Raw genomic sequence first — 326 nt, 5'->3', positions numbered from 1 at the left:
CTGACACCCGTAGCGCCCGCCTCGTCTCCGCCGTCGTCGCCGCCGTCCTCGTCGGCAACCTCGTCGTCCGCCTCCTCCCGTCGCGCCGCCTCGACCTCTCCGACCCCATGAAGCTCCTGCTGTGGCTGAACCTGACAGCGGCACCGGTCACCGCGCTGGTCCTGGCCTGCCGCTCACCGGTCCGGTTCCCCGTCGCAGAGGGCGTCATCCTCACCCTGGCCCTGCTCAACAGTGCCGTCAACACCGCTCGGGTCAAGGCGCTGGTGCAGTTCTTCGACCGGGTGCACACCAACCTGTACTCGGCGGTCTTCAACTCCAGCCTGTTC

At 68.7% G+C, this 326-nt stretch carries 1 protein-coding gene; it reads left to right on the top strand.

All coding sequences use genetic code 11. From position 1 onward, the window contains the following. Positions 1-326, top strand: a 326-nt coding sequence (locus UK12_RS42380) for a hypothetical protein (RefSeq protein WP_045307178.1), incomplete at both ends; no start/stop codon positions are given.

Source organism: Saccharothrix sp. ST-888 (assembly GCF_000955975.1).
GTDB lineage: Bacteria > Actinomycetota > Actinomycetes > Streptomycetales > Streptomycetaceae > Kitasatospora.
This window is presented reverse-complemented; position numbering and strand designations above follow the sequence as displayed.